At 70.9% G+C, this 22069-nt stretch carries 21 protein-coding genes; 5 read left to right on the top strand and 16 right to left on the bottom strand.

The annotated features are described in order from the left end of the window. Positions 1-83: 83 nt before the first annotated feature. From SSPS47_RS13900 to SSPS47_RS13890, 3 genes are all read right to left on the bottom strand, one after another. Positions 84-254 carry a sigma-like protein gene (locus SSPS47_RS13900; protein WP_164251420.1) on the bottom strand — a complete coding sequence of 57 codons (171 nt, stop codon included), beginning with the start codon at positions 252-254 and terminating at the stop codon, positions 84-86. A gap of 302 nt (positions 255-556) precedes the next feature. After that, positions 557-3544, bottom strand: a complete 2988-nt coding sequence (locus SSPS47_RS13895; protein ID WP_164251419.1) for a BTAD domain-containing putative transcriptional regulator — start codon at positions 3542-3544, stop codon at positions 557-559. Positions 3545-3928: 384 nt separating this feature from the next. After that, positions 3929-5491, bottom strand: coding sequence for a CehA/McbA family metallohydrolase (locus tag SSPS47_RS13890; RefSeq protein WP_164251418.1), 1563 nt, complete (start codon positions 5489-5491; stop codon positions 3929-3931). A gap of 246 nt (positions 5492-5737) precedes the next feature. Between SSPS47_RS13890 and SSPS47_RS13885 the strand changes: the two genes are divergently transcribed. Beyond that, entirely contained in the window at positions 5738-6565 is an 828-nt protein-coding gene (locus SSPS47_RS13885) for an LLM class F420-dependent oxidoreductase (RefSeq protein WP_164251417.1), read from the top strand. Positions 6566-6687: 122 nt separating this feature from the next. On the opposite strand, the gene SSPS47_RS34825 is transcribed toward SSPS47_RS13885, so the two are convergent. Next, positions 6688-6825 (bottom strand): hypothetical protein, encoded by a 138-nt coding sequence (locus tag SSPS47_RS34825; RefSeq protein ID WP_203557841.1) that lies wholly within the window; start codon positions 6823-6825, stop codon positions 6688-6690. A gap of 526 nt (positions 6826-7351) precedes the next feature. Here SSPS47_RS34825 and SSPS47_RS34820 point away from each other — a divergent pair. Both SSPS47_RS34820 and murJ read left to right on the top strand, forming a co-directional pair. Then, a complete protein-coding gene (locus SSPS47_RS34820; protein ID WP_203557840.1) occupies positions 7352-7495 on the top strand; it encodes a hypothetical protein in 144 nt (47 codons plus the stop codon). Positions 7496-7507: 12 nt separating this feature from the next. Next, positions 7508-9232, top strand: a complete 1725-nt coding sequence (gene murJ / locus SSPS47_RS13875) for a murein biosynthesis integral membrane protein MurJ (protein ID WP_203557839.1) — start codon at positions 7508-7510, stop codon at positions 9230-9232. 112 nt (positions 9233-9344) lie between these two features. Here the strand turns inward: murJ and SSPS47_RS13870 are convergent, their stop codons facing one another. The 6 genes from SSPS47_RS13870 to SSPS47_RS13845 all read right to left on the bottom strand — a co-directional run bounded on the left by SSPS47_RS13870 (position 9345) and on the right by SSPS47_RS13845 (position 12328). Continuing rightward, positions 9345-9689 (bottom strand): hypothetical protein, encoded by a 345-nt coding sequence (locus SSPS47_RS13870; protein WP_239064900.1) that lies wholly within the window; start codon positions 9687-9689, stop codon positions 9345-9347. 79 nt (positions 9690-9768) lie between these two features. Beyond that, positions 9769-10287, bottom strand: a complete 519-nt coding sequence (locus SSPS47_RS13865) for a DinB family protein (RefSeq protein WP_164251416.1) — start codon at positions 10285-10287, stop codon at positions 9769-9771. Between the two features lie 114 nt (positions 10288-10401). Next, entirely contained in the window at positions 10402-10602 is a 201-nt protein-coding gene (locus tag SSPS47_RS13860) for a hypothetical protein (RefSeq protein WP_164251415.1), read from the bottom strand. Between the two features lie 10 nt (positions 10603-10612). Then, complete coding sequence (locus SSPS47_RS35375) at positions 10613-11140, bottom strand: hypothetical protein (RefSeq protein WP_239064899.1); 528 nt, start codon at positions 11138-11140, stop codon at positions 10613-10615. 143 nt (positions 11141-11283) lie between these two features. After that, a complete protein-coding gene (locus tag SSPS47_RS13850) occupies positions 11284-11517 on the bottom strand; it encodes a DUF397 domain-containing protein (protein WP_164251414.1) in 234 nt (77 codons plus the stop codon). Beyond that, complete coding sequence (locus SSPS47_RS13845) at positions 11498-12328, bottom strand: helix-turn-helix transcriptional regulator (protein ID WP_164251413.1); 831 nt, start codon at positions 12326-12328, stop codon at positions 11498-11500. Before SSPS47_RS13845 ends, SSPS47_RS13850 begins: the two co-directional genes overlap by 20 nt. Before the next feature lie 433 nt (positions 12329-12761). On the opposite strand from SSPS47_RS13845, the gene SSPS47_RS13840 reads away from it, so the two are divergent. Then, positions 12762-13643 carry a hypothetical protein gene (locus tag SSPS47_RS13840; RefSeq protein WP_203557838.1) on the top strand — a complete coding sequence of 294 codons (882 nt, stop codon included), beginning with the start codon at positions 12762-12764 and terminating at the stop codon, positions 13641-13643. 27 nt (positions 13644-13670) lie between these two features. Here SSPS47_RS13840 and SSPS47_RS13835 read toward each other — a convergent pair whose 3' ends face one another. From SSPS47_RS13835 to SSPS47_RS35370, 6 genes are all read right to left on the bottom strand, one after another. Continuing rightward, positions 13671-14264, bottom strand: coding sequence for a DinB family protein (locus SSPS47_RS13835; protein WP_164251412.1), 594 nt, complete (start codon positions 14262-14264; stop codon positions 13671-13673). Between the two features lie 170 nt (positions 14265-14434). Beyond that, entirely contained in the window at positions 14435-14869 is a 435-nt protein-coding gene (locus SSPS47_RS13830) for a hypothetical protein (RefSeq protein ID WP_164251411.1), read from the bottom strand. Position 14870: 1 nt separating this feature from the next. Next, positions 14871-15074 carry a hypothetical protein gene (locus SSPS47_RS13825; RefSeq protein ID WP_164251410.1) on the bottom strand — a complete coding sequence of 68 codons (204 nt, stop codon included), beginning with the start codon at positions 15072-15074 and terminating at the stop codon, positions 14871-14873. A 68-nt stretch (positions 15075-15142) separates the two neighbouring features. Continuing rightward, positions 15143-15694 (bottom strand): hypothetical protein, encoded by a 552-nt coding sequence (locus SSPS47_RS13820; RefSeq protein ID WP_164251409.1) that lies wholly within the window; start codon positions 15692-15694, stop codon positions 15143-15145. 42 nt (positions 15695-15736) lie between these two features. Then, positions 15737-18823: an RHS repeat-associated core domain-containing protein gene (locus SSPS47_RS13815; RefSeq protein ID WP_239065261.1), complete on the bottom strand. Its 3087-nt coding sequence runs from the start codon at positions 18821-18823 to the stop codon at positions 15737-15739. Between the two features lie 53 nt (positions 18824-18876). Then, a complete protein-coding gene (locus SSPS47_RS35370) occupies positions 18877-20991 on the bottom strand; it encodes a DUF6531 domain-containing protein (RefSeq protein WP_164251407.1) in 2115 nt (704 codons plus the stop codon). A gap of 225 nt (positions 20992-21216) precedes the next feature. Here SSPS47_RS35370 and SSPS47_RS13805 point away from each other — a divergent pair, with 225 nt between their 5' ends. Next, complete coding sequence (locus SSPS47_RS13805) at positions 21217-22068, top strand: ABC transporter ATP-binding protein (protein ID WP_164251406.1); 852 nt, start codon at positions 21217-21219, stop codon at positions 22066-22068. The last annotated feature ends 1 nt before the right edge of the window (position 22069 follow it).

Here is a 22069-nt window from a genome sequence, read left to right as displayed (position 1 = left end):
CCGACTGTCGTCGTCTCTCTCTTTCCCCCTGGAGAGCGGTCGCGGCAGCTCCCCTCCCCCGCCGCCGCGACCGCCGCCCGGTGCTACTTGGGCGGTGTGGGGGAGTGGTGGTCGCCCTGCGTCGTGGCGCCGCTCTTCGGCGGGACCGGCGAGTGGTGGTCGCCCTGCGTCGTCGTCGTGGTGGTCTTCGGCGGCGCGGGAGAGTGGTGGTCGCCCTGCGTGGTCTCTTCCGGCTTCTTCTCGGTGCTGCTCATCTTGTCCCCCTTGGGGTTGCCCTACGTCGGACCGAAGGCGGCCTTCTGCCCGGATACTCCCCCGAGGTCGCCGGGCAGAAGGCCTGGGGGACCGCTCACCCCCCCCGAGGATGTGACGGTCCCAAGCGACCCGTCTGCCCCCCGAGGCGACGGATCGAATATGCACTGGAGCATGCCGAAAGAGCATAAACATTCGATGAACGCCCAGGCCGGGCACCCCACCAGTCATCGGACACCCCGGCAGAAGGACCAGCCCCGGCAGGACGACGGTCCCCCCTGGCGCCATCCGCCCCGCGCGACCCCTATGCCGCGCTGAGCGGCGCGGCGAGCAACTCCCGTGCCTCCTCGGCCTCCGCGGCGCCCGACCCCTCGTGCAGCGCCAGCGCCTCGCGCCAGCACACCCGCGCCCGGTCCGCCTGCCCCAGACTCTCCAGCGCCTTGCCCAGCGTGATCAGGACGTTGGCCCTCGTCCGGTCGCCGCCGATGCAGCCGATCGCGAGCGCCTGCTCCGCGTGCTGCGCGGCGGCTCCGGCACGGCGGGCCGCCAGATGGGCCTGCGAGATACGGAAGTGGGTCGTGCCCTCCCACAGCCTCTGCCGGTTCGCCTCGAACCCCTCCAGCGCCTCGCCCAGTTGCTCCAGCGCCTCCGTGTGCCGCCCGGCGTTCGTGAGGGCGATCCCCAGCGCGAAGCGGGCGTTGGAGAGCCGCAGGGTGTGTCCGATGCTGTCGTAGACCTCGACGCCCTGTTCGGCCAGCGTCACGGCCTGGGACGTACGGCCCAGGGAGTGCTGGATGCGCGAGAGGTTGCACAGGGCGCTCGCCTCGCCGGGCCGGTTGCCGTCGGCCCGGGAGCCCTCCATCGCCCTGAACAGATGCGCCTCGGCGTCCCGGAAGCGGCCCTGGTTGAAGGCGATGATGCCCCGGTCGTTGTCCGACCAGTAGACGGGCGCCGGGTCCCGTACGGACTCCGCCAGCGCCGCCGCCTGCCGGGCCTCGTCGTCCGCGTCCTCGTAGCGGCCCGCCACCAGATGGACGATGGTCATCGAGGTCCGCGCGCGCCCCTCCGTACGGGCGTCGCCGACCGCGCGCGCCGCCGCGAGGGCCGAACGGGCCGCCGTCTCGTACGACTTGGAGTTGGCACCCGACTCCGCCAGGCCCTGCGCGGCCCACAGCAGATCGACGGCGACCCGCAGCCGCGAGCCGCCCGCCGCCTGCCGGGCGCACGCCAGCAGACAGTCGGCCTCCGCGTACAGCCAGTCCTGCGCCTCGTGCCGGTCGGTGAAGACCAGACCCTCGTACTCCGTCGGCTCCAGATGGTCCTTGAGTCGGTCGCCCGGCCGCTCGATCGTGTACACCCGCGCCGCGGTCGCCAGATAGAAGTCCAGCAGCCGGAAGAGCGCCCCGTCGATCCCGGTGCGCGGCTGTTCGTCGCGGTCGGCGCAGGCACGCGCGTAGAGCCGGACGAGATCGTGGTAGCGGTAGCGGCCGGGCGCCGCGGACTCCAGCAGGGAGGTGTCCACCAGGGACTCCAGCAGATCCTCGGTCTCGTGCGCCGGCAGATCGAGTACGGCGGCGGCCGCCGCCAGCGAGATGTCCGGCCCGCCGGCCAGCCCCAGCAGCCGGAACGCTCGGGCCTGCGCGGGCTCCAGCTGCCCGTAGCCCAGTTCGAAGGTCGCCTTCACCGCCAGGTCGCCCGCCTGGAGTTCGTCCAGCCGCCGGCGTTCGTCGGCGAGCTTCGCCGCCAGGACCGAGACCGTCCACGTGCGGCGCGAGGCCAGCCGGGAGGCGGCGATCCGGATCGCGAGCGGCAGGAAACCACAGGCGGCGACCACGTCCAGCGCCGCCTCGCGCTCCGAGGTGACGCGCTCCTGACCGACTATGCGCGTGAAGAGCTGGAGCGCCTCCTCCGGCGACATCACGTCCAGGTCGACCAGATGGGCACCCTCCAGATCGACCATCCGGACGCGGCTCGTGACGAGCGCGGCACAGCCCTCCGTGCCGGGCAGCAGCGGGCGCACCTGCGCGGCGTCACGCGCGTTGTCGAGCAGGATCAGCACCCGGCGGCCGTCCAGCGTCGAGCGGTAGAGCGCGGAACGTTCGTCCAGCGAGTCCGGGATCGCCGAGTCGGGTGTGCCGAGCGCCCGCAGGAACGAGCCGAGCACCGCCTCCGGTTCGGCGAACCGCGCCCCCGCGCCCTGGAGGTCCACGTACAACTGGCCGTCGGGGAAGCGCGGACGGGCCGCGTGCGCGACGTGCACGGCGAGCGTCGTCTTGCCCACGCCGCCGATACCGGCGAGCGCGGAGACCGCCATCACCGAACCCTCGGCGCCGGCCAGCCTGTTGCCCAACTCCCTTACGAACAGGTCCCGTCCGGTGAAGTCCGGCACGGTGGCGGGCAGTTGCGCGGGCCGGGTGAAGGTGACGACGGGCGCGGTCTCCTCCGTCGGCCGGGCCAGTTCGGCGTCCGCCTGGAGAATGCGCTGCTGGAGCCTGGCGAGTTCGGGCCTCGGGTCCACGCCCAGTTCGTCGGCGAGGAGACGGCGCGTGTCCGCGTACACGGCCAGCGCCTCGGCCTGCCGGCCGCTGCGGTAGAGGGCCAGCATCAGCAGCTCGCGCAGGCGCTCGCGCAGCGGGTGCGCGGCGGTCAGCGCGGTGAGTTCGGAGACGGCCTCCGCGTGTCTGCCCAGCTCCAGGTCGATGTCCAGTCGGCCCTCGACGAGCTGGAGACGCCACTCGACGAGCCGCGCGCGCTCGGTCTCCGCGTACGGACCGGGCACGGACGCCAGCGGTTCGCCGTCCCACAGCCCCAGCGCCTTGTTGATCAGCACACGGGCCTGGTGACGGTTGCCCGCCGTCTGCTCCTTCTCGGCGGCGGCGGCCAACTCCTGTGCCATGGAGAGGTCCAGGGCGTCGGGCCGGGTGCGCAGGGCGTACCCGCCGGACTCGCTGACCAGGACACCGGGGGACAGGACCTTGCGCAGCCGGGAGGCGTACGTCCGCACGGCGGCGAGCGCCTGCGGCGGCGGCGTCTCGCCCCAGATGCCGTCGATCAGCTCGGCGGCGGTGGCGGTCCGGCCCTCCCGCAGGAGGAGGGCGGCGAGCAGGGCGCGCTGCTGGGGCGAACCGGACGACAGCGACTCGCCACCACGCCAGGCCCGCACCGGTCCGAGTACGGCGAAACGCAGCTCGCCGGGCAGGGCCGGTGCGCCGCTCCCCGTGCCGGTCGTCGTGCTGTTCGGTGTGGCCGGAGCCCGCTGCTCCGGTACGCGCGGCCCGCTGTCACGGTCCATAGCTCCCCCTGCCCGCCGAACTGCCGGTATCGCCCCCGACAGTCTGCCTTGTCCGGAGTGGCGGCGTCAGCCTCGGGGCGGGGGTCTGCACAAGCCCTCGACACGGTAAAGGACGCGACCCCTCCGGGTAAATCCGGATGCGGACGGCCCATCGGTCACAACTCGGCGCCGGGATCCGTCAGGAGGGTGGGAGCGCCGCCGCCGCGCGACCGAACGCGGCGGTGGCGGCGACGCGACAGCACGGAGGAAACGCCGTCGCGCTGATCGCCAAGCCGGTGCCCGGAAGGCCGTTCAGCGATCCGTGGCGGTGAGCCGGTGCCCCGCCCCCGTGGAGACACGGGGGCGGGGCCGTCCCGCACGACATCGACCGAGCGTCCTTGACGGCTACGCGCCCTTGCCGCCCAGGAACACCGGGTTGGTCAGGGCGACGAACGGGCCCGGCAGACCGGGCACGCCCGGGACCGCCGGCGGGCGGCGCACCTCCGCGCGTACGTACGTCGCGTACTCGGCGGTCGTACGCCACTCCACCGTGCCCGAGCCCGACTCCGGCAGCGCGGCGGTGTGCAGCGCGCCCTGGTCGGTGACGATGCGCGCCGAGCTGCCCGCCGGGGCGCCGGCGACCTCCAGCCGCACCGTCACGGGGGTGTCGTCGGCCACCCGCAGCCGCTCGCCGATCCCGGCGTGCTGCCCGCGACCGCCCGAGGCGCCGAACGTCAGGGACACCGCCGCCGACTCCGCGATGTAGCTGCGGCCCGCGCGGATGCCGGCCAGGATCGCCTCGCGGGACAGCTCGTCGGCGAGGACGACCGTCTGCGGGGTGCCGATCGGGTCGGGGTCACGGTGCGCGTCGCTGCTGCCCATCGCCGGGGTCCAGGGCCGTCCCGAACGGGCGGTCGACACCAGGGTGTTGTCCCAGGAGGCCAGGGCCACCTCGTCCTCCGGGGTGAAGGGACCGTTCCACACCTCGACCGCGTCGGCCTCCCCGAAGCCGAACTTCCAGTTGCAGCCGATGCAGGTGGCGTGCGGATGCGCGGGCACGACCAACCCGCCCGCGCGCCGCACCTCGCGGGCGTAGTGGCCGAAGCGGTTGTCGCGGGCCCGGTAGCGCCAGTCGACGAACGTGCCCGCGTCCATGCCGATGGCGACGACGTGGCCGTTGCGGGTGGTGATCTCCTCACCCGTGAGGATCAGCAGGTCGTCGTCCCACAGCCCGTCCCACGCGCCGTGCGCGGACGAGGTGTTGTGCTCACTGGTGTTGATGAAGTCCAGCCCGGCCGCCCGCGCGCCCGCCGCGATCTCGGCCGGGGTGCGCCTGCCGTCGGAGTGCACGGAGTGCAGATGACAGTCGCCCCGGTACCAGGCGCGCCCGCGCCCCTTGGCCCGCTCGGGCGGGTGGACCGGCCGGGGGGTGCGGCCGGGGGACCCGTGGGTGAGGGTGATCGTGACCTCGTACGCGAGGCCTTCGGGCGCGACGGTGTACGGCGCCAGGGCGATGTGCCACTTCCCGGAACGTACCGGGCCGGGCAGATAGCCGGGGGTCGCCTCGTCGGCGCGGATGAAGAACTCCGTACGCGCGCCGCCGGACCAGCCGCGGAAGCCCTTGCCGCCCAGTTCGGTGCCGCGCTCGTCGAAGATTCCGATGTCGAGGGCGTTGCCCTGGGTGCCGGCCGGGACGGTGGGCCGCTCGTAGCTGTACGAGACCCGGATCTCGCGGACGCCGCGCGGCACGTCGACCGGGAGGTAGACGTAGTCGGGGGAGCCGGTGGGCAGGGTGCCGCGTACGGTCCTGGTCTCGGTGCCGTCGCCGTTTCCGGTGCTGTTGCCGGTGCCGCTTTCGCCGGGCGCGGCGTTCGCGAAGCTCACGGTGCCCAACGTAAGGGCCGTCGCCGCTCCGGTCACGAGCAGACCGCGTCTGCCCATCGCGTGTTCCGTGTGGTCGTTGCACATGCCGGCGGCTCCCCAGGAGTGTCGAGAGGGACAGGAAGGGACAGGAACGGTCAGAAGTGGTGCACTCGAACCCTGGTATTGAGCCGTGAACGGGCGGGCAAGGGAAGGGGTTCGGAAGGTGGTCCGGACATTGCCAGTGGCTGGTGCGGGCCGGGTCCGCATCAGTCCCGCCGGGCCGGGCACAGGTCTGTACGCCGCTCGCCCACAGCTCGGCGCCGCCACCCGACCGGAAAAGAGAAGGACCGCATGCGGATCGCGACCACCATCTTCCTGACCGACGAGACGATCACGCCCGTGCGGCTCGCACGGGCGCTGGAGGAGCGTGGCTTCGCCGGGCTCTACCTCCCCGAGCACACCCACATCCCGGTCGAGCGGGCCACCCCGTACCCGGCGGGCGGCGATCTGCCGCGTGAGTACGGCCGCACGCTCGACCCCTTCGTCGCGCTCGCCCAGGCGGCGGCGGTCACCGACCGCCTCGGCCTCGCCACCGGCATCACGCTCATCGCCCAGCACGACCCGATCGACCTCGCCAAGCAGATCGCGACGCTGGACCATCTGTCGGGCGGCCGGTTCACCCTCGGGCTCGGCTTCGGCTGGAACAAGGAGGAGGCGGCGGACCACGGCGTGCAGTGGACGACACGGCGCGAACTCGGCTGGGACCGGCTGGCGTTGATGCGCGCGCTGTGGGCGCCCGAACCGACGCCGTACGAGGGCGAGTTCGCCTCCGTACGCCCCAGCGAGGCCCACCCCAAGCCCGCGAACGGCGCCCCCCGCACCCTGGTCGGCGGCGGCGCGGGCCCCAGACTCTTCGCCCGGATCGCCGAACAGGCGGACGGCTGGCTCCCGATCGGCGGCCGGGGCCTCGCCGATTCGATCCCGGTCCTGCGCAAGGCATGGGTGAACGCGGGCCGCTCCCCCGACGCGCTCCAGATCGTCCCGTACGCGGTCCGCCCCTCACCGGGGAAGCTGACGCACTACGCGGACCTGGGCGTGAGCGAAGTGGTGCTGCAACTGCCCTCGGGGGACGAGGCGGAGGTACTGCGGGCGCTGGACGAGTTCGCGCGGTACGTGTGACGGGCGCCGACCGGTTGACGCGGGCGGCCGTTCCGGCGGCCGAGGTGTGGCGGCTGTTGCGGGACGGCCGATCCGGAGGCTGTTCCCGGCCCCGGTCACTCGAAGAGGTGCCGGCGCGCCCGTCACCACTCGACCAGGTCGGCCAGCGCCGCCAGATGCCCCTCGGCCACCCACGTGGCCTGCGGCTCCAGCCCTCGTTCGGCGAGCCGGCGCACCAGCGCGGTGGTGTCCAGCTGCGCGGTGACGACGGCTTCGACCACGCCGGACGCCGGACGCCGGACGCCGGACGCCGGACGCCGGGCGGTCGGCCGGGCCGAGACCGTACGCGTCGCAGAACAGTTCCAGCCGCCGCCGGTCCGGAGGTTCGGGATACCGCAGCCAACGGACGCACTCCTCGTCGTCCCGGAAGGGGGCCACGTACTCCAGGGCATAGGCGACGTCATGGATCCGCGCCGCCGGGCGTGTGAAGTCCCAGTCGAGGATCCCGACGGGACGGCCGCCGTTCCAGACGGTGTTCCAGGGGGCGAAGTCCCCGTGGCAGACGATCTGACCGGCGGCCGGGGCGCCGGCAGCCGTGGACCACACGGCGTCGGCCGGGGGGACGAAGCCCGCACAGGCGTCGTGGTACGCACGCAGCAGCCGGGCGAACGCGGCCGGACCGTCGTCGTCCACGACCCTGGCCCAGGCCGCCGGGCCCGACTCGCCGTCGATGAAGGTGAGGACTTCACGGCCCTCGTCGTCGAAGCCCAGTACACGCGGTGAGCAGGGGAATCCGACCGCCTCCAGATGGCGCAGCAGCGCGTGGACGGCGGGATTCCAGGGCTGGACCGGCCGGTGGATGGTGTCGCCGATCCGTACGACGGGGCGGGGCCCGTCCTGAAGGCTCTCGTGCACCGGCTCCATCCACAACTCCCTTTCTCGCGCGGGTGAGAGAGTGTGCGCATGAGCGCCCCGGACGACAATGACACCGTCACCCTGAGGTTGCCCCCAGGAGTTCCCCGCCAGGCGTCGGCGCCCGCGCCCACCGCCGGTGGGTCCGCCGGGCTGGCCAGGTCCAGTGCCCTCATGGCCGCCGGTACGGTCGTCTCCCGCATCACCGGCTTCGCCCGCACCCTGGTGATGGCCGCGGCCATCGGCGTCGGCACGCTCAACGACTCCTACCAGGTCGCCAACGTCCTGCCCACGATGATCTACGTCCTGGTCGGCGGCGGCGCGCTCAACTCCGTCTTCGTGCCGCAACTCGTACGCGCCATGAAGAAGGACGACGACGGGGGCGAGGCGTACGCCAACCGTCTCCTCAGCCTCGTGATGGTGGTTCTCGGGGGCGTCACCGCCCTCTGCGTCGTCGCCGCGCCGCTCCTCGTCCATCTGATGTCGCCGGAGATCGCGGACGATCCGCGCCGGATGGACGTCACTGTGGCCTTCGCCCGCTACTGCCTGCCCACCCTGTTCTTCATGGGCGCCCACGTCGTGCTCGGCCAGATACTCAACGCGCGCGGACGCTTCGGCGCCATGATGTGGACCCCGGTCCTCAACAACCTCGTGATCATCGCGGCGTTCGGCGGTTTCATCTGGGCCTTCGGCGGCTTCACCGGCTCCGGGGTCACCCCCGCCGACGTCACCCCCGAAGGCGTCCGGCTTCTCGGCATCGGCACCCTGCTCGGTCTCGCCGTCCAAGCGCTCGCCATGCTGCCGTACCTGCGCGACGCCGGATTCCGCCTCCGGCCGCGCCTCGACTTCCGCGGCCACGGGCTCGGCAGGGCCATCGGCCTCGCCAAGTGGACGCTGCTCTTCGTGCTCGCCAACCAACTCGGCATGGTCGTCGTCACCCAACTCGCCACCAAGGCGGGCGCGGTGGCCGAGCGGGCCGGCTTCACCGGGACCGGTATCACCGCGTACAACTACGCCCTGCTGCTGTGGCAGATGCCGCAGGCCATCATCACCGTCTCCGTCATGACGGCCGTCCTCCCGCGGATCTCCCGCGCCGCGGCCGACGGCGACACGGCGGCGGTGCGCGACGACATCTCGTACGGCCTCCGGACCTCCGCCGTCGCGATCGTGCCGTGCGCCTTCGCCTTCCTGGCGCTGGGGGTCCCGATGGCGACGCTGCTCTACGCGGGGTCCGGCGCCGAGGGCGCGCGCGGCATCGGCTTCGCGCTGATGGCCTTCGGGCTCGGCCTCGTCCCGTACTCGGTGCAGTACGTGGTGCTGCGCGGTTTCTACGCGTACGAAGACACCCGAACGCCCTTCTACAACACCCTCGTTGTCGCCCTGGTCAACGCCGCCGCGTCCGCTCTCTGCTTCGCCGTCCTCCCGCCGCGCTGGGCGGTGGTCGGCATGGCCGCGTCGTACGGCCTCGGCTACGCCATCGGTGTCGGCATCGCCTGGCGCCGCCTCCGCAAACGCCTCGGCGGCGACCTGGACGGCGCCCGGGTGCTGCGTGCGTACGCCCGCCTGATCACGGCCTCGGCCCCGGCGGCGGTGGCGGCGGGCGCGGTGGCGTACGGGCTCACGCGCGAGCTGGGCAGCGGCGCGACGGCCTCGCTCCTGTCACTGACGGCGGGCGGGACCGTCCTCCTGTGCGTCTTCCTGGCCGTGGCCCGCCTGCTGCGCCTGCCGGAGCTGGCCGCGCTGACGGGCATGGTGCGGGCCCGGCTGGGGCGTTGATTCGGGCCACGATGACGGATACGCACATCGATTCGGAGGCCCTGGGCGGACGCGCTCGCGCTGTTCCGCAAACGCTGTGGCAGCCAAGGCGGCCGTCCCACCCGGATTCGACTCAAGGACCCAATTCGGCCCGCAGGCGATCAGGCCGGTCATCGTGGGCCGGCTCGGCCGCGACCGGCAGGCCGCGCCAGTCCGCCGTCAGGGCGAGTTGGACGGCTTCACGGAAGCGACGGGCGCTCTCGGCGCTCTCCTGGGCGAGCGGAACCATCGCGGCTTGCGGGCGCTCACTTCTGAAACACTCCGCGTCGTAGCCTGCGGTGTCCGGGAGTTCATCGAGCATGCGCATGATCTCGGGCGCGGAGCCGGGTTCCGGGAAGTCGTGCCGGATCCGTCGTCCGAGCCGCGTACTGATCGGCACCGCACCAGCCCTCTCCCCGCGTAAGACTTCGTGCGCCATCAGCACGATACGGCGAGCAGCCCAACCACCGCCGACTCGCCCAGCGCAGCCCGCCGCGCCTCACCGTCCCAGCGACCGGCTACGCCCCCACCGTCCCGTCGACGCCCTCGCGCAGCAGGTCGGCGTGGCCGTTGTGGCGGCCGTACTCCAGCAGTACGTGCACCATCACCATCCGCAGCGAGACGTCCTCGCCCCACCTCGGCTGATGGCCCGTCAGATCCAGCGACTGCGCCGCACGCTCGACACGGCGCGAGTTCTCGACCTCGGCCTCCCAGGCGGTGAAAGCCTCGGACCGGGACGAGCCGCTCGCGTCGTACGCCGCCTGGAAATCGATCTCGCCCGGGGGCGACCACAGCATCGGCGCCCCGTTGTCCTCGAACACCCGCCGGAACCAGTCGCGTTCGACCTCGGCCAGGTGGCGTACGAGGCCGAGCAGGGACAGCGTCGAGGGAGCCATCGACTGCTGCCGCAACTCGTCGTCGCTCAGCCCGGCGCACTTCATGGCGAGGGTCGCGCGGTGGTAGTCGAGGAAGGCTCGCAGGGTTTCGCGTTCGCCGCCGAGGTGGGGCGGGCCCACGCGGTCGTCGGTGCTGTTCACGAGTGGGCTCCCAGGGCGTGGCGGAGAAGAGACGGGGCGCGACGAGCCTACGTCGCACGCGGCGCCCCGTCGCCGACGTGTGGACGGCGACGGGGCCTGCTCAGGCGTTGTCGGTCACCACGGCGAACGGCCGAACCCGGTGAGGGCGAGCCACGGGCCGTCGAACGCCACGCTCGGACGGCGGTTGAAATCGCCGTTCTCCGGGAGCAGTTGGACCAGGTCGAGTACGGCTGAGAGGAGGCCGCACTCGGCGGCCCGCTGGATCAGCAGCTCGATGGGGTGTTCCCGGTGGGCGTGGGGCGTGTGCGAGGCCATCAACGGCCTGTCACGCAGGTTCCGGGTCGGGGTCGGTGAACATCTCGTAGGGCTGATCGGACATCTCTCCTTCCACCCACCCCTGCATCCCGTAGCTGAGGGGATCGTCCGGGTAGGGGTTGAACAGCTCACTATTGGTGTGCTCGAAGTCCGCCCGCACATCACGCAACCGGAGTTCTTCACCGTGCCGGAGGGGTGTCCCGGTCAGAGCGGTCGGGACGGCGGCGTCGAACGCGGCCCAGTCGACAACAACGCCACCCCCCTCCGTCCAGTCGATGACGGGGCGCAGGTCGACGTGGCCCATGCGACGGCCGTGCTCGATCAGCCACAGATCCGCGCTCTCACCACCCAGATGGCTCTCGAACTGGCCATCGATCACGTTCGAATCAGGATTGTCCAGGAACATGTCCTGTAGCAGTGCCCTGATGTGCTCACGCTGGGAGTGGACGAAGAACAAACTCCAGTCCATTTGGCCGGTGTAGGTCTTCTCCAGGATGTAGGCGCTCTCGCCTTGCGGATCAGCACTCTTGAACCGCACCCTGCCAGACCCCTATGACAGCCACGCATGTCGGCGCCGCTGAGACAAGCGTCCTGCAGGTCCGCTGCCGTGAGGCCTGCACCTGCCAGGTGGGCGTGGCTGACCGGCTCTGCGAACGCCCATGAGGACGGGCTCCACGAGCTTCAGCGGTTGAACCCGTCGGACTTGACTGCGGTGATGAAGGGAGTCCAGACGGGGGCGGCGAAGAGGAGGGCGGAACCGTGGGGGACCTTGCTGTCACGGACCGGGACGCAGGCGGCGAACGCGTCGCTGACCTCCAGGCACTCGCCGCTACTGCCGCCGCTGTAGCTGGACTTGCGCCAGACGGGCAGTACCGAAGCGTCCGAGATGCTGTGCTTACTGCTGCTGCGCGTCATGCTCGTAATCCTCCGCGACGGACCTGATCAGGGCCAACGGCTTACGGTGCGACAACGCGTCGCCCAAGGCATGATCGTAGACCTCCTGGCACTGGCGCACCACGGATGGCAACTCCCAGACTCGTCCGCTCTTCAAGCCCTCCACATAGGCGATGGGCGGCAGGTCGTCGAACCACATCAGTGAGACGAAGCCCTCCAGCAGTGCGTGCGCGCCCACCTCGAACGGCAGCACATGCACCCGGATACGGCGGCTCTCACCCAGCGCGACGATGTGACGGAGCTGTTCGCACATCGTGGCCGGACCACCGATCGGTCGCCGCAACACAGCCTCGTCCAGCATCGTCCACACCACGGGCGAGTCGAAGGTGTCCAGTATGCGAGCGCGGGCCAGCCGTGTGACAAGGAGCTTGTCGCGTTCCTCGGCGCTCTTCGGCGGGGAACCCGAGCCCAGGACCTCGCGCGCGTACGCCTCCGTCTGAAGAATGCCGGGGACGAGCTTCGGCGCGTACTCCCGGATCACCGAGGCCTGCTGCTCGAACTCCAGCGCCTCCTCGAAGTGTTCGGCGACCTTCTTGCCGTCCAGCGTCGGCAGGAATCTCTCGAACAGCCCGCCCGTCTTGAGCACTTGGTCCAGCCGTCGAGCGTCGGCGATGTCCGGCCGCCGTCGCCCCGCCTCGATGTGCGCGATGTGCGTGCGCGACATGACCGCCCGTTGGCTCAGCGCCTCTTGCGTGAGGCCGGCTCTCTCGCGTCGCTCTCTCAGTTCCTCGCCGTACTTCGTGCGCGACTCGGGGTTGTCCTCGATGGCCATGAGCAACTCCCGTATGTGCTGACTCCGGTGTCACGGGTGAACCCCTACCGAGCGTAGCCGCACCGACTTCACGCTGTGAGTGTTTCGACACACAGAGCGAGAGTGGGGGTGCCGCGATGGCCATCCCGTATGACGAGGGCGCGACCGACCCCATCTTGTCCGGCGCGGGCCGTACCTACCTCACCCTGCGCGTCTCGCGCGACGGCGGACGTACCTGGGGCCCGAGGGAGATCCATGAACCCGCGTGCGGGGCTGCTCCGTTCGAGCTGACGGCCCGTTTCCCGCCGTGTGCGTGCCCCAGGTGTGATCGCACGCAGTGACTGTGTGTGTACGTGTGTTGCTGTATCGTGAGCACAAAGCGGCCCCCATCGCCGGTTCGCAGCCAGCGACGAGGGCCTACACCACGAGTGCCATCCCGGAAGGGGCACCCACAATGCTTCGGCATGTTATCCCGCCTGCCCGTTTCTTCTCGCAGGTATCGAACGACATCATCCGCCATCCGCGGCTGTCCTCCGACGCCGTACGGCTGCTGACCTGGCAGCTCTCGCTCCCGCTGGACGCCGAGGAATCACTCTCGCGGACCGCGACACGCGCCGGGATCAAGAAGGGCGCGTTCCTCCGTGCCAAGGGGCAGTTGAAGGAGGAGGGTTACGTCCACGAGTGGCGCCAGCAGGGCGTACGCGGCCTGTGGTCCACCGTCCAACTCGTATCGAGCGTCCCGCTGTCGGCGGCCGAGGCGACAGCCCTGCGGGGCGGGGGAGTCCCGGTCGCGGCTCCGACGGTCACTTCTCCGGCCGCCGGTCGGCCGACGGGTCGGGCCGCCGGTCGTCATCCAGAAAACACCCCGAAGGGGAACACCTCCAACCATCGGGTGGGACCGCCCGAGCCGACGCAGGAAGAGGCGCGCGAGGTCGTCACCGACCTCCACCACCTCGACCCCCGCCTGCGCGTCCCACGCGGCATGCTCCCGCAACTGGCCGCCCTCGCCGCCCAATGGCTCGCGTGCGGCCACACGCCGGAGGGCGTCCGCGCCGAGATCCGCGGGAGCATGCCTGCCAAGGACCAGCGCATCCACAGCCCCGGCGGCCTGATCCGCTACATCCTGCGCGACCCGCAGCCCGTACACGTCCCTCCACCTGCCCCCGAACCTCGGGTCGCCCGCATGCGCGAGTGCGAGGGCGAACACCACATCCAGCCCCTGCTGTTCCGCCCGGTGGCGGACGAGACCATGTGCGGGGCCTGCCGCCAGGAGAGGGCGGAGTCGGCGGAGCAGGTCCCCCGGCCCGGAGGAGGCGGCTATGTACTCCAGCCGTAGATCGTGATTGCTCTGCTTGGCCGCCTGTCAGGGGCTTGATGTGTCAGGGGGGCCGACTTCGTCGCGGTTCTCCCGTTGCTCCTTGGCGAAGCCATGACGGTAGAGATCGCGAAGGACGCCGAGTTCGGCACCGTGGTGAGCGGCTTCGTCCAAGGCGTGGAGAGCCAGCAGCAGGTAGCTCTCGTGAGCGTAGGGATCGGCGATGGGGCCCATGGGTCGGAGAAGGCGGTCATCGCCAAGGGACTCGACCTGGGTTCGGAATCGGGACCAGTCGTCGGCCACCACCTGGACGCCCTCGGTCGCTGTGCCCGGCCACAGGTGCCGGTCGTCGCCGCTCAGGGATTGGTCCTCGAAGAAGCGGCCGTAGCCGCGCAGGCAGTCGGCCCCGATGTGCCAGATCCGCCAGGCAATCGTCGTGAACGGCGCCGGGTGGACGTCGCCTGTGGGCCGCGGGTCGGCACGGAACACGCCATCCGCATCCGCCCGGAGTGTCATGCACGAGGCGACGGGCTCCCAGAGGTACTCGGCGTCGGTGAGGCCGTCGAGGCGAGCGAAGATTCTGGTACGTACGTCGTCAAAGGTTTCGAGCAGGTCGCGGGTGACGGGGGCGGACGAGGTCATTGGCTGCTCCAGTTTCGCCGACAGGTACGGCCACCGTTGATCATCAGTGTGTGAAGACGGTCCGATGGGCGGGCAACGGCACGACGACATTCCCGGCGCCTGCGGCCATCCAGTCACCCGCGAAGCCCTCGGAGTCGGAGACGACGCGCCCGATCACTGCGTGATTGCGCCTACCCGCTGGGCTGCTCGTCCTCGCCATCCGTGACCTCGACTCCCGACTCTTGAAGTAGATGCGCGACGAGGGAGACCTCCACCTGAGTGCCGCGCCATCCCGTCGTGGTGAGTTCTGTCGCCGCCTGCTTCGCGTCTTGAACCGACCAACCGAAGACGTCCCGGAAGACTTTGAGGACCCTGCCGCCGTGGGCGTCGGTGCCGCCGCCCCGAACGTGGGTGCTCCCGTACCTCTCTATGAGCCGCCCCCGGATGTACTCGGGAGCCGGCCCCGAGTTGACATCGTCGGCCTCAATGCCACAACCAAGACAGGACCAGTTGAGCTCCCACCCCAGCCTGCCCCGGCTTACCAGCTGGACTGCCCAATATCTACAAGGATGGCGGCAACTCGTACACTCCGCCTCGAATTCCGCCGCCTGCACGGTCAGTTTCATGTCAGAGCGCAATCGGCCGGTACGCGAGTGCCTTGTCGACCACTTCCTCTGCGGAGAGCGGGGGGGCTGAGTAGAAGATGTAGTCGCTCACCTGTGGGTCTATGAGGTTTCTCGCCAGCCGCACCATGAGCTGCTCGCCCACTTCTTCAGGATCCCCTCCCGACATTATTCGACTCACTAGAGAGATCAGCTCTTCTCTGGGCATGTGCGAAGTCATAGCATCGCTTCCGTTTTATTCGCTGACGTCCGGACCGGCGCGGACTCATGAGCATTTCAGAAAAGCGGCGCTCGGCCTGTTACCCGGAGAAAGATCTGATCGAAGGCGTCGTCGTCGACTTCCAGTTCACCTCCGTCGACAAAGTAGGCCCCCTCGGCGAAGGCTGCCGAGTGAACCCGGAGCATTTCTTCGATCGTCATGTATTCGATCTCCGTCGGTTCCGATTCCAGGACTCCTGCCACGCCGAGGAATTGGGTTTCCTGCCAGATCGCCGCGTAGAGATCCGCGGAAGCATTTACCAAAAGAGGCAGCCATTGTCCCATGGTGTCGAGATCTGCGTGCCCAGCTCTGCGAATTTCGGCTGCTTCGCCCGCCGAAGGAAAAATGTAACCAGGGATGAATGCGGATTGTCCCACGGTTTGCCCCGGGCGGCGACGCGTTCCGTCGCACCAGGAGAACCAGTCACGCACTGTTTCCGGTGTCGGTCCGAAGAGTCTCTCCAATTCATCCGGCGGCTGACCGGGGTGCACAAGATCAGAAACCACCGGACGATCCAGGTCGAGGAGTTTTGACCGAATATCGGTCAGCAGGTCAGTAATGATCGTCATGCTTATTTCCTTGGTGTCGAGCAGATATTAAAGAGTTTCACTTCAGCGTCTGAACCAACCTTCTGGCATAACGTAGAATTCGTCTCCATTTCCAATTCCGTGCTTCTTGTAGAAGCCACTCAAGAAGCCGCCTTGGCTATTGTTTTCGGCACGCGCAATCAGGGTGGTGATGGCGCCGCTTCCACCTTGGGCAGAGGATGCCAATGGAAACTCCTCCCATGTCATGCCAGCGGGCGGCCGATCCAGCCCCGCTTGGGCATGCCGGCGATTCCGGCGTATGTTTCGCCGCCCGGTCTGACGGGCCACGATGGGACTGCCGCCCCTAGCGAGGTATTCTGCAAGATTATCGGCCGCACCGGGCAGAGTCCGTTCACCGAAGTAGGCAATAGGTAGCTCAGACGTCCTACCAGAACTGTCCACGGCGAAAACGCGACAGGCCGGCGCCAGCCCCAGCGGGTCGCACCACGTCAGTGGATTGTGGACGTACGCCGTCGGGTTCGGGGACGGGGCCAGGCCCAGGGGGTCCGGGGTCAGGTAGTGGGTGGATTCCGGGTCGTAGTGGCGGTGGAGGTTGTAGTGGTGGCCCGTTTCCAGGTCGTGGTACTGGCCCGGGAAGCGCAGGGGGGTGTACGCCGTGGCGTCCGGGGGCCAGGTCGTCGTGCCCCAGAGGGTGCGGCGGGCGTGCCAGGCCGTGGCGCCCGACTCGTCGATCAGGTGGGTCGGGGTGCCGATCAGGTCCGTGACGATCGCGTAGAAGCGGGTGTCGGTCTCCGACCGGGAGGCGGCGTAGCGGGTCGTCTGGGCCAGTGGTGTCAGGGTCGATTCGTCGTGGTCCCAGGTCAGCGTCTGGGTGCCCGTCCAGTCCGTGGAGGTCGAGGTCTCCTCGATCAGCATGGTGCCCTGGTAGGTGAAGCGGGTCTCCTGCGCCACCGAACCGTCCGGCGCCAGGCGCTGTTTGGACACCCGGCGGCCCAGCGCGTCGTACGCGTAGCGCCATGTCGTGCCGTCCGGTGTGGTCACCGCCGCCAGCTGGTCGCGCGCGTCCCAGGTGTAGCGCCAGTTGTCCGGCTTCCGCGACAGGCGGGGTTTCTGGCGCAGTGTGGTGCGGCCCGCCGCGTCGTACTCGTAGCGGACCGTGCCCGCCGTTCCCACGCGGGTGCCCGTGTGGGTGCGCGGACCCGTCGCCTCGGGGTACGCGAGCTCCGCCGGCCAGGCGGCCTCGGTCTGGTTGCCGGCCGTGTCGTAGGCGTACGACTCCGACCAGTCCGCCGCCGCCCGGACCTCGGTGACCCGGCCCGCCGGGTCGAGCGTGTAGCGCGCGTCGCCCGCGGCGAGGAGGTGGCCGTCCGGGCGCCAGGTGTACGCGACCGCGGGGACGGCCGCGCCCGCGTACGAGCGGGACCGCGGGCGCCCCGCCGCGTCCCAGGTCTGCGTCAGGGACAGCGCGTCGCCCCAGCCGAGCCGGGTCTCGCGGCCCGCCGCGTCCCGCGTCACCGTCAACGACCGCCCCGACGCCGTGAGTCCGGTGCGGTTGCCCGCCGCGTCGTACGCGTAGGTCGTGACCGCCCCTGCCGGGGTCCGCCGGCCGGACAACCGCCCCGCCGCGTCGTACGACAGCCGCAGCTCGCGTCCGTCCACCGTCTCCGTCAGCAGGCGCCCGGCCGGGTCGTACGTCCGCAGCAGTTCGGCGTCCGGCCCCGTCGAACGCGCCAGGTCGTCGCCCGCCGTCCAGTCGAACGTGGTGACCAGGCCGCCCGCGTCCTGCGCGACAAGACGGCCGAGCAGGTCGTAGCGGAGGTCGGTACGGACGCCCAACGGGTCTACCCGCGAGACGAGTTGGGCCGCCGCGTCCAGCGCGTACCGCACCGTACGGCCGTCGAAGTCCGTCTCGGACACGAGATGCCCGGCCGCGTCGTAGGCGTAACTCCAGTTCAGGCCCTGCGGGTTGGTCACCCCGGTCAGCCGCGCCGCCGCGTCGTGCGTGAAGGAGTGGCGCGCGCCGTCCGGGCCCGTGCGGGCCGTCAGCAGGTCGAAGTGGGTGTACTCGTGGTGCGTGACACCGCCGTTGGCGTCGGTGTACGTGACGGTGTTGCCCTCACCGTCGTACGTCCACGACTCCGCCGCGCCGTCCGGACCCGTACGCCGCAGGAGCAGCCCCTCCGTGGACCACTCGAAGCGCGTGACCGCGCCCAGCGGGTCGGTGAGGGTCACGATCCGGCCGAACGCGTCACGCGCCAGGCGCGTCGTCGCGCCGAGCGGGTCCGTCGTCTCGACCGGCAGCCCCGCCGCGTCGCACCGCACCCGCGTGGTCGCGCCGAGCGGGTCCGTGAGCGCGAGCGGGGCGCCCCGGCCGTCGTACAGGAAGCGGGTCGTGGCGCCGGTCGGGTCGGTGACCGACGTGCGGTTGCCGGCCGCGTCGAACGTCTGGTGCCAGACCTGCCCGGCCGGGTCCGTGATCCGTACCGGCCTGCCCTCCGTGTCGAGGTCGGCCGCGACCGTGCTGCCGTCGGGACGCCGAACGCCCGTGAGACGGCCTTGCTCGTCGTACCTGAACTCCGTGGTGCGGCCCAGCGGATCCGTCTCGGCGGTGACGCGTCCGGCCCCGTCGAAGGCGGTACGGGACACGGCACCGTTCGCGTCGATCTCGCCGACGACCAGATGCCGCTCATCGATCAGATAGCGGGTGGTGGCGCCGTCGGGGGCGGTCAGTGTCGTGAGCGTGAGCCCGGGGAGGGACGGTTCGGATCCGTCGTACGCGAGACGGAAGCTGTAGTGACCGCCCTCGCCGCCCTCCGCGACCACCCGGTCGTCGTCGGCGCCGCCGTACTCGTACGTGTAGGAGCGGTTGTTGGTGTCCGTCCACGACGTCACCCGGCCCGCCGTGTCGTACGCGAATCGCAGCGGCAGGTCCGAGGAGTTGTACGTCTGGGTCAGCCGGCCCTCGGCGTCGTAGCCGTACGCCTTCACGCGCGCGTCGCCCAGCCACAGGCCGGTGATCCGCCCGCCCGCCGTCGTCAGGCGCAGCACGTACCCGCCGCTGTGCGCGATCTCGACCGGCGCGCCCTCGGCGTCGTACGTGAACGCGATCCGGTTGCCGTGCCGGTCGGTGACCGTACGCAGCAGGGCCACGCCGCTGTCTGCGTGCGCGGTGAACGTGCGGACCTGCCCGGCGTCCGGGTCCGTCACCGTGTACGAGCCGTCGGCGCCCCGCGCCAGTGGCCACCGCGCGCGCCCCGCGGACTCCTCCGGCAGGACGGCGGCCCCGCCCGGCGCCGGGTGCGGATACGCCAGCAGCAGACCGTCCTGCGTGAAGAACACCGCGCCGTGCTCGTCGAACTCCAGCCGCTGGTCCGCCGTCGGGACGCCCACGACGGGCCGAACCAACGGCCGCCCCGGTAACCGGAGTCCACCCGCCGCGAGAACACCAGCGGGAGCACACCCGGCAGTTCGACGTCCGTCACCGGCAGGAACATCCGGCCCGTCGCCATGTCCACCGGGTCCGTCGGGCCGCGCCTGATCTCGTCGGAACGCCGGGTGTACCGGCCCCGGCCGCTCCGCAGCGCGTTCCGCGCCCACGCCAGCGCGCCCCGGCCCGCGAGCCGCGCGCCCACCTGCGCCGCCGCGCGGGCGGCCAGTGGGGCCAGGGCGCGGCCCGCCGCCATCGTGAGCAACTCAGGGAGCAGGAAGCCGAGTCCGCCGGTGGCCGCGCCGAGCGGGAGTGCGAACGGCAGGGCGAACATCAGCAGGGTGAGGATGAGCGCGGGGGCCACGTCCAGGAACTTCTCCAGAACGAAGGAGACGATCAGGTGGTCGGGCAGGACCTTGCCGTTCTCGGCGATGGTGTCCGCGCGCGACAGCAGGAGAGCCCCCGCGCAGAGACTCCCCGCGACCAGCCCCATCCGCAGCAGGGCGGTCGCATGCGGTTCGGCGGCCGGCAGGGTACGGACCAGGGGCAGGGAGCGCCACGTCATGACGAGGCGGAACGCGGCCAGCAGCAGGCCCGCCAGGCCGCAGCCGATGAGGAGTTGCCAGCCCCGGCCCTCGGTGAAGTACTCCTCCAGCCCCTTTGTCTCCTCGAAGGCGAACGTGGCGGCGAGGAGGGCGGAGGGAATCAGCAGGGCCAGTCCGAGGATCAGGACGGCCTTCTCCCACCACGGCGGCCGCCCGGCCCCGCGTGCTCGCACGCGTCGCCAGGCTTCGCGTATCGAGGCGCCACGCCAGGCCTCCGGGGTCGCGGTGGCGTCCAACTCGGCCGTACGGGCGGTCAGTTCGTCCCGCAGCGCGGCGACGTGCTCCGGGCGGGCGCGGGGGTGGGTGGTGACCTGGAAGAGGGCCCGGCGCCGACGCGCGTACCCGAGAGCGATCAGGGTGGTCCAAGGGGCCCGCAGCAGCGCGTAGTTCAGCAGCGCGGCGCCGGAGCCCCCGCCACCTTCGCCGCCCGCGCCCTCCCGATCGCCCCTCAGCCGCACCCCCGTCTCACGCGACCGCCCGGCCCGCCGCGTACGCACGTCCCACACCACGGCCGCCACCAGACAGCCGAGCACCACCCAGAGCCCGCTGGCGACGATCCGGTCGTACCACTCACGCGGTGTTCCGTGGGCGCTGGGCAGGGCGGCGATGTAGTTGACCGCGGTGTGCAGACCGACGGCGGCCAGCAGCGGAAGCAGCCCCGCCGCCCGTACCCACCAGCGGTGTCCGCACACGACCAGACCCACGGCGAGGCCGCCGAGCGCCGACCACGCGACATGGTTGTCCACCGGTACGGTCGCGGTGGCGGAGCCCAGCTCAAGGGTGCCCACGGCCGCGGGGAACCAGTGCCCCAGCAGCTCGGGAAAGCCCGAGACGAACGGCGCCTCGAAGAGCCGTGTCGCGACCGACCAGCCACCCGCCGACTCGATGGGTCGAACGCGGACATCCGGTGCGAATGCGAATTGCAGCACCGATTCGAGCAGCCCGAACCCCACGCCCACGGCGGCGCCCAGCACCACGAAGTCCGTCAGGCCCCACTGGACCCGGCCGCGCAGCGCCCAGGCGGCGAGCGCGAGCGGGAGGATCTTGAGCAGTTCCTCGGCGGCCGGCGCCGTCGTCCACATGACGGTGTCCATCACCGTGCGCATCGACGTCTCGTCGGCGGCGGCCAGTTGGCGGGTGACGGCCGTCTCGATCAGGACCGAGAGGACACCGCAGCCGTAGGCGCCGATCCCGAAGGCCAGCAGTACGGTCGGCCAGCCGACCGTACGCGCGGGCCATGACAGCAACAGCAGTTGCAGTACGCACCACACGGACGCGGCAGCCATCCAGAACGCCACAAACCCCACCCCGTAAGTTTGCTTTAGTGAACTGAACGTAGGTGTGAGGGGCGTATGTGTCAACAAGGCACTACCGCCGGTGGTCGTGAGCGGCGGGCGGGGGTGTAGTCAGCGACACCGGTGACTCGGGTCGTACGCCCAATGTGGTCGCGGCGGCGCGTCCGTAGCTTCGTAGTCGTGGCGCAGGGAGTGCCCGAGGGGAAGGTGCGGATCATGTTTCGTCGTCGGAGTTCGACCGGGCGGGCCAGGAGCGCGGAGGCGCTGCGGCTGGCGGGTGTCAGCAAGGTCTACGGATCGGGCGACAGCGCCGTGACCGCTCTGGACGGGGTGTCGCTGAGTCTTCCCGCCGGGTCCTTCACCGCCGTCATGGGCCCCTCCGGCTCGGGCAAGTCGACCCTGCTGCAGTGCGCGGCCGGCCTCGACCGGCCCGACAGCGGGCAGGTCGTGGTCGACGGCGAGGAGATGACCGGCGGCACCGAGGCCGCGCTGACGAAGTTCCGCCGCCGGCGGATCGGCTTCGTCTTCCAGCGCTACAACCTCCTGCCGACCCTGACCGTCGCGCAGAACACCGTCCTGCCGCTGAGACTCGCCGGCCGCCGCGTCGACAAGGACCACGCCCGGGACATCCTCACCCAGGTCGGCCTCGGCGACCGGCTCACCCACCGGCCCGACCAGCTCTCCGGCGGCCAGCAGCAGCGCGTCGCCATCGCCCGCGCCCTGGTCACCGAACCCGCCGTCATTCTCGCCGACGAACCCACCGGAGCCCTCGACATCCGCAGCGCACGCGACGTCCTGCTCCTGCTCCAGCAGACCGTCCGCGTCCACGGCCGCACCGTCGTCATGGTCACCCACGACCCCGTCGCCGCCTCCTACGCCGACACCGTGATCTTCCTCGCCGACGGCCGCCTCGCCGGACACATCGACCACCCCACCGTCGACACCGTCGCCGAACGCCTCGCCCACCTCGGCGACACCCTCAACCGGCCGGCCGAGCGGTCCGCCGACCAGCCGTCCGCCGCCGAGCCGTCCGCCCGGTCCGCCGGCAACACCTACGCAGGGGTCTGAC

Origin of the sequence: Streptomyces sp. S4.7 (genome assembly GCF_010384365.1) — a bacterium.
Classification (GTDB): domain Bacteria; phylum Actinomycetota; class Actinomycetes; order Streptomycetales; family Streptomycetaceae; genus Streptomyces.
This window is presented reverse-complemented; position numbering and strand designations above follow the sequence as displayed.

Excerpts from the sequence above, each read along its gene's own strand:
- SSPS47_RS13900 (WP_164251420.1), bottom strand. The coding sequence starts at position 254 with ATGAGCAGCACCGAGAAGAAGCCGGAAGAGACCACGCAGGGCGACCAC.
- SSPS47_RS13895 (WP_164251419.1), bottom strand. The coding sequence starts at position 3,544 with ATGGACCGTGACAGCGGGCCGCGCGTACCGGAGCAGCGGGCTCCGGCC.
- SSPS47_RS13890 (WP_164251418.1), bottom strand. The coding sequence starts at position 5,491 with ATGTGCAACGACCACACGGAACACGCGATGGGCAGACGCGGTCTGCTC.
- SSPS47_RS13885 (WP_164251417.1), top strand. The coding sequence starts at position 5,738 with ATGCGGATCGCGACCACCATCTTCCTGACCGACGAGACGATCACGCCC.
- SSPS47_RS34820 (WP_203557840.1), top strand. The coding sequence starts at position 7,352 with ATGGCGCAGCAGCGCGTGGACGGCGGGATTCCAGGGCTGGACCGGCCG.
- murJ (WP_203557839.1), top strand. The coding sequence starts at position 7,508 with ATGAGCGCCCCGGACGACAATGACACCGTCACCCTGAGGTTGCCCCCA.
- SSPS47_RS13870 (WP_239064900.1), bottom strand. The coding sequence starts at position 9,689 with ATGGCGCACGAAGTCTTACGCGGGGAGAGGGCTGGTGCGGTGCCGATC.
- SSPS47_RS13860 (WP_164251415.1), bottom strand. The coding sequence starts at position 10,602 with ATGGCCTCGCACACGCCCCACGCCCACCGGGAACACCCCATCGAGCTG.
- SSPS47_RS13850 (WP_164251414.1), bottom strand. The coding sequence starts at position 11,517 with ATGACGCGCAGCAGCAGTAAGCACAGCATCTCGGACGCTTCGGTACTG.
- SSPS47_RS13845 (WP_164251413.1), bottom strand. The coding sequence starts at position 12,328 with ATGGCCATCGAGGACAACCCCGAGTCGCGCACGAAGTACGGCGAGGAA.
- SSPS47_RS13840 (WP_203557838.1), top strand. The coding sequence starts at position 12,762 with ATGCTTCGGCATGTTATCCCGCCTGCCCGTTTCTTCTCGCAGGTATCG.
- SSPS47_RS13835 (WP_164251412.1), bottom strand. The coding sequence starts at position 14,264 with ATGACCTCGTCCGCCCCCGTCACCCGCGACCTGCTCGAAACCTTTGAC.
- SSPS47_RS13830 (WP_164251411.1), bottom strand. The coding sequence starts at position 14,869 with ATGAAACTGACCGTGCAGGCGGCGGAATTCGAGGCGGAGTGTACGAGT.
- SSPS47_RS13825 (WP_164251410.1), bottom strand. The coding sequence starts at position 15,074 with ATGCCCAGAGAAGAGCTGATCTCTCTAGTGAGTCGAATAATGTCGGGA.
- SSPS47_RS13820 (WP_164251409.1), bottom strand. The coding sequence starts at position 15,694 with ATGACGATCATTACTGACCTGCTGACCGATATTCGGTCAAAACTCCTC.
- SSPS47_RS35370 (WP_164251407.1), bottom strand. The coding sequence starts at position 20,991 with ATGGCTGCCGCGTCCGTGTGGTGCGTACTGCAACTGCTGTTGCTGTCA.
- SSPS47_RS13805 (WP_164251406.1), top strand. The coding sequence starts at position 21,217 with ATGTTTCGTCGTCGGAGTTCGACCGGGCGGGCCAGGAGCGCGGAGGCG.